Genomic DNA, 4,384 nt, shown 5'->3' with positions numbered 1-4,384 from the left:
ATACCGGCAAGCATGATCAGCCCGGCAGTAGGCGGCAACACATAAGTGATGGGCAGCAGCATCGCGATGGTCGGCACAGGGCCGATGCCAGGCAGCACGCCGATCAGGGTGCCAAGCAAGCAGCCCAAAAACGCGTACATGAGATTCTCGGGCGTGAAAGCGACAGTCATGCCCAGCATCAAGTTATCGAATAATTCCATGGCTGTTCCTCAATTAAAAGCTCAGGGACGGCCATAGGGGGAAAATAAGCCCCAGACCTTTGACGAATGCCAGATACGAAAACACCACCAGGAAGATGCCATTGGCAACAGCCACTTTCCAATTGAAGTCATGTCCCGCAAGACTACTTACCACCACCAGAATGAAAGTGGAGAGGTAAACGCCCAGCGGCTCCAGCAATACACCGTAAAGCACCACAGAACCCACGACCAAACCGACGATGCGCCAATCGAATTTATCGATTTCGGTTTCTTCGGCTTTGGGCGACAGTGCGCCCAACGTGATCACAATGCCCAAAAGCGCCAGCACCACACCCAGCCAGAAAGGGAAATAGCCAGGCCCCATGCGAGCTGCCGTCCCCATTTGATAACCAGTTGCGACCCAGGCGAAAAACACGCCAACACCGAGGAACATAATCCCCGACCACAGGTCTTGTTTAGACCGTATTCCCATCACTACCCCTCACTTGGTTTTCCTCCGATTCTTGTCAAGCAAGCCTTTCGATGATGCTACGGAAGGCATTGGATGACTGCGGTATGCAGGCTGAAAAAGCCAGACTGCATGGTAGTGAAAACTTGAGGTATAGAGCATTACAGGAACATTACCGTTCGGCAATGTGCCTGTACAAAATAGGTGGTGGACACGGTTAAGCGTTAAGATTCAGGGTTCGGCAGACATCATCCCGCAACGCCCTGCCGATTGCCCGGGAAAATAATTTATGTGGCGCTGCCTGATTATTGAAGACGATGCCGACAACGCACGCTACATCGCGACCGGCCTGAAAGAGGAAGGGCATTTTGCCGCCATCTGTCCGGACGGCGTCAGCGGAATGCAAAGAGCAACTGGCGAGCAGTGGGATGTCATCATTCTTGACCGCATGCTCCCCAACGATATCGATGGGCTATCCATCCTTTCCACGCTGCGCGCCTTAGGCAAGAAGACACCGGTGCTTGTCCTGAGCGCGCTGACCGGGCTGGACGAACGCGTGCGCGGCCTGAAGGCTGGCGGCGACGACTACCTGACCAAGCCCTTTGCCTTTCCCGAACTGTCCGCGCGCATAGAAGCGCTGGTAAGACGCTCCTCCACCAATTACGAAGTCCGCCAACTGCAGGTTGCCGACCTTACACTGGATCTTGTGACACGGCGCGTTTCCAGGGCGGAAATGCCGATATCGCTACAACCCCGCGAATTCAAGCTCTTGGTTTACATGATGATGAACTCTGACCAGGTGCTCACGCGGACCATGCTGCTTGCGTCGGTGTGGGACTACCATTTCGACCCACAGACCAATGTCATCGATGTGCAGATCAGCAGGCTGCGTCAAAAAATAGATGGGCCCTTCGATGTCGCGCTTATACATACGGTGCGCGGAACCGGCTATATGATCTCTGCACGAGGCGACTCGCAGCGGCCCGACTCGCTGCCATGATCGCCCGTCTCCAAGAGACCTTGCGTGAAGTGTGGGGTTCGGTCGCATTTCGGCTGACGCTCAACTACAGCTTGTTCGCACTGACCACCTCGCTGGTACTGTTGGCCTTCTTTTACTACCAGACCGTGGGAATACTGGAATCTCAGTTCTCGCGGCAAGTGGCAACGACTGCGCAACGAATGAGCGCCCACTTCGATCAGCGCGGCTTGCCCGGACTGCTCAACGAGATCAAGCTGGAACTGGGCGACACAGTTAATTCGGAAACTGAAATGTTCCTGCTGCTGGACCGGGAAGGACACCCGTTAGCCGGAAACATCGAACCCGACGCTGTTTTATCGGCGCTAGAACAATCCGGCCTTAACCATGCGGTGACGTTAAGAGGCCGGGCAGCCCACGGCTACCTGGTGGCCCGCCGCCTGCCCGACGGCTCCAAGCTCATCGTCGGCCACGACCTGCGGGATCTCCATGAAATTACATTGCTCATCAAACACATCAGCCTGGCGGCGATCAGCGTGACCGCGATGCTTGTACTGCTGGGCGCATACCTTTTTCGGCGTACGCTGCAGCGACGCGTCGAAGTCATTCGTCGAACCGCAACACAGATAGGCGCCGCCGGCCAGCTCACGCAACGCATACCTCTAGGGCATCGGCAAGATGAATTCGCGCTGCTGACTCGCGATATCAATCATATGCTGGACCGGATCGAACAACTGATGAACGGGGTGCGCAACGTATCGGATTCAGTAGCCCATCACTTACGCACGCCACTGACCCGGATACTGGCGAGGTTGCGTACAGCGCTTCGCCCCGGAAGCTCTTACGATGAACTAAGAAACAGCGTGGTGTTCCTGGCTGGCGAAATAGAAGATCTGGCCAAAGTCTCGGAGAAACTGCTACAAATTGCCGAGTTCGAATCCGGCGCCAGACGGAAGAAATTCGAAGAAGCCCGCCTCGACCTTATTGCCCGCGATGTCGTTGAGCTATACGAGGCCGTCGCCGAAGAAAAACAAGCGACGCTGCAATTGACCAGCACTGGCCCCGTTTGCATATTAGGCGATCGGGACCTGCTGGCCGGAGCCATCGCCTGCCTTGTCGACAACGCACTGAAGTATGCAGGCAGCGGCGCCCGCATACTTGTCACTGTCGAAAAAGCCGAACGTCAGGAGCAGGCCAGGATTGTCGTGACCGACAACGGACCGGGCATTCTGCCCAGCAAACAACGCCGGATCGGCGAACGATTCTACCGTTTGAATCACGACATACCCGGTCATGGATTGGGCTTGGCCACCGTTATCGCCATCGCGCGCCTGCACGATGCAAGCTTTGAACTGCACAACACCGACCCCGGATTCAGCGTAAGTCTGGCGTTCGCTGACCCCTTGAACGCGACCCAGCCCGCCACACCCTGACTCCCCGCACATTGCCAAGCAGTAATGTTTTCGCAATGCTTGGCGAGCTCGCTTTTCGCTACCATGCAAGCTGGCATTCATGGTTGCCGGCGGAGGAGCCAGTACGTGGGGAATATACATATCAATAAGAGTCTCGATCCAGATCGCCGGATTTTCCAATACCTGAGCTTCTACGAACTTGTAGATCTCTTGAAATTCAATCAGACCTTCTTTACGCGCGCCGATCATCCCCAGCGCCAGGATTTGTTCAGTAAGGATGTTGTTCCTGATTTCGAAAGCAACCGCATCACGTTGCAGTCGTGGTCGCTAGCCGCGGACGACGTCCTGGCTGAATGGGAAACGCAGCATAGTCCCCACCCCGGGGTCTGCATTGTCTCAAGCGTTCGTGCGTTATCCCAGTCGTTATTTACCGACGACGCCACCCGAATCTATATTGAACTGGCACGTCCTGCAGCGCGTGCCCAGGACGCGTTATGGTGCACCTCGCCAAGGCGCGGACGCACGAAAGCATTACCGCGCACTCAATCCGATGGCTTGCATGCGATTGCCATTTCCAAGCGCTCGCATGCGCCCGCAAACCTGAGCCCTGCCGGCATGCACCTGCTCGTTGATTTAAGGACACTGTTGACCGAGGTAGTCATTCCTCCCAAAGCGCCTGCGCGCTTCATGGAGCTGGTCACCAAGCTGGTGCAGGAAAGCACGTGGATCACGGTAACCCGTGCAAGCAGCACTTTGGCAGCTGGCGTCGTGTCCAGGCTGCCAAAGCGGAATAAGATTAATACTGGCCCATGAAATCACGCTTGCCCACTTCGACGCCGTTGTGACGCAAAATGGCGTACGTAGTAGTGACGTGGAAAAAGAACTGCGGCAAGCCATAAGCCAACAAGTACGACTGCGCGTTAAATTTCTTCTCTTTGGGTGTGCCCGGGCGGGTGACGATCACGCGATCTTCATGACCGTCGATCTGGTCTGGAGTGAACCCGTCGATAAAGGCCAACGTTTTCGCGATCAGTTCATGCAGGTCAGCAAAGGTTTGCTGGTTATCCTCGAACTTGGGCACCTCGGCACCGGCAAGGCGGGCAGATACGCCACGAGCGAAGTCAGCGGCAACTTGCACCTGGCGGAGCAGGGGAAACATGTCGGGAAAAAGACGGGCCTGCAGTAAAGCGTTGGGGTCGATTTTCTTGGCAACCAGATGCTCTTCGGCCTTGCTCAAAACAGCGTCCATGCTGTTTAGCATTTGTTTAAATACAGGAAGCGAAGCGGCGTAGAGGGAGATTGTCATGATGATTCCTAATTAAGAGGTGGGATGATTATAGGCATCACG

The 4,384-nt window shown here is 55.6% G+C and carries 6 protein-coding genes; 3 read left to right on the top strand and 3 right to left on the bottom strand.

The window, feature by feature from the left end; all coding sequences use genetic code 11:
- Together ABWO67_RS19150 and ABWO67_RS19145 are read right to left on the bottom strand one after the other, a co-directional pair.
- Positions 1-200, bottom strand: a 200-nt coding sequence (locus tag ABWO67_RS19150) for a tripartite tricarboxylate transporter permease (RefSeq protein ID WP_353154900.1), incomplete at its 3' end; no start/stop codon positions are given.
- 13 nt (positions 201-213) lie between these two features.
- Complete coding sequence (locus tag ABWO67_RS19145) at positions 214-672, bottom strand: tripartite tricarboxylate transporter TctB family protein (RefSeq protein ID WP_353154897.1); 459 nt, start codon at positions 670-672, stop codon at positions 214-216.
- A gap of 265 nt (positions 673-937) precedes the next feature.
- Between ABWO67_RS19145 and ABWO67_RS19140 the strand changes: the two genes are divergently transcribed.
- The 3 genes from ABWO67_RS19140 to ABWO67_RS19130 all read left to right on the top strand — a co-directional run bounded on the left by ABWO67_RS19140 (position 938) and on the right by ABWO67_RS19130 (position 3,849).
- Positions 938-1,648, top strand: a complete 711-nt coding sequence (locus ABWO67_RS19140) for a response regulator transcription factor (RefSeq protein ID WP_353154894.1) — start codon at positions 938-940, stop codon at positions 1,646-1,648.
- A complete protein-coding gene (locus tag ABWO67_RS19135; RefSeq protein ID WP_353154891.1) occupies positions 1,645-3,057 on the top strand; it encodes a sensor histidine kinase in 1,413 nt (470 codons plus the stop codon). The genes ABWO67_RS19140 and ABWO67_RS19135 overlap by 4 nt, the downstream gene beginning before the upstream one ends.
- A gap of 105 nt (positions 3,058-3,162) precedes the next feature.
- Positions 3,163-3,849 carry a hypothetical protein gene (locus tag ABWO67_RS19130; protein ID WP_353154888.1) on the top strand — a complete coding sequence of 229 codons (687 nt, stop codon included), beginning with the start codon at positions 3,163-3,165 and terminating at the stop codon, positions 3,847-3,849.
- Here the strand turns inward: ABWO67_RS19130 and ABWO67_RS19125 are convergent.
- Positions 3,833-4,342, bottom strand: coding sequence for a DUF1993 domain-containing protein (locus ABWO67_RS19125; protein ID WP_353154885.1), 510 nt, complete (start codon positions 4,340-4,342; stop codon positions 3,833-3,835). The two genes, ABWO67_RS19130 and ABWO67_RS19125, sit on opposite strands and share 17 nt — an antisense overlap.
- Positions 4,343-4,384 lie beyond the last annotated feature (42 nt).

It is taken from the genome of Pollutimonas bauzanensis, from assembly GCF_040393045.1.
Taxonomy (GTDB): domain Bacteria; phylum Pseudomonadota; class Gammaproteobacteria; order Burkholderiales; family Burkholderiaceae_B; genus Pollutimonas; species Pollutimonas bauzanensis_A.
This window is presented reverse-complemented; position numbering and strand designations above follow the sequence as displayed.

What these genes read in the sequence shown, in the direction of transcription:
- ABWO67_RS19145 (WP_353154897.1), bottom strand. Translation starts at nt 672, where the DNA reads ATGGGAATACGGTCTAAACAAGACCTGTGGTCGGGGATTATGTTCCTC.
- ABWO67_RS19140 (WP_353154894.1), top strand. Translation starts at nt 938, where the DNA reads ATGTGGCGCTGCCTGATTATTGAAGACGATGCCGACAACGCACGCTAC.
- ABWO67_RS19135 (WP_353154891.1), top strand. Translation starts at nt 1,645, where the DNA reads ATGATCGCCCGTCTCCAAGAGACCTTGCGTGAAGTGTGGGGTTCGGTC.
- ABWO67_RS19125 (WP_353154885.1), bottom strand. Translation starts at nt 4,342, where the DNA reads ATGACAATCTCCCTCTACGCCGCTTCGCTTCCTGTATTTAAACAAATG.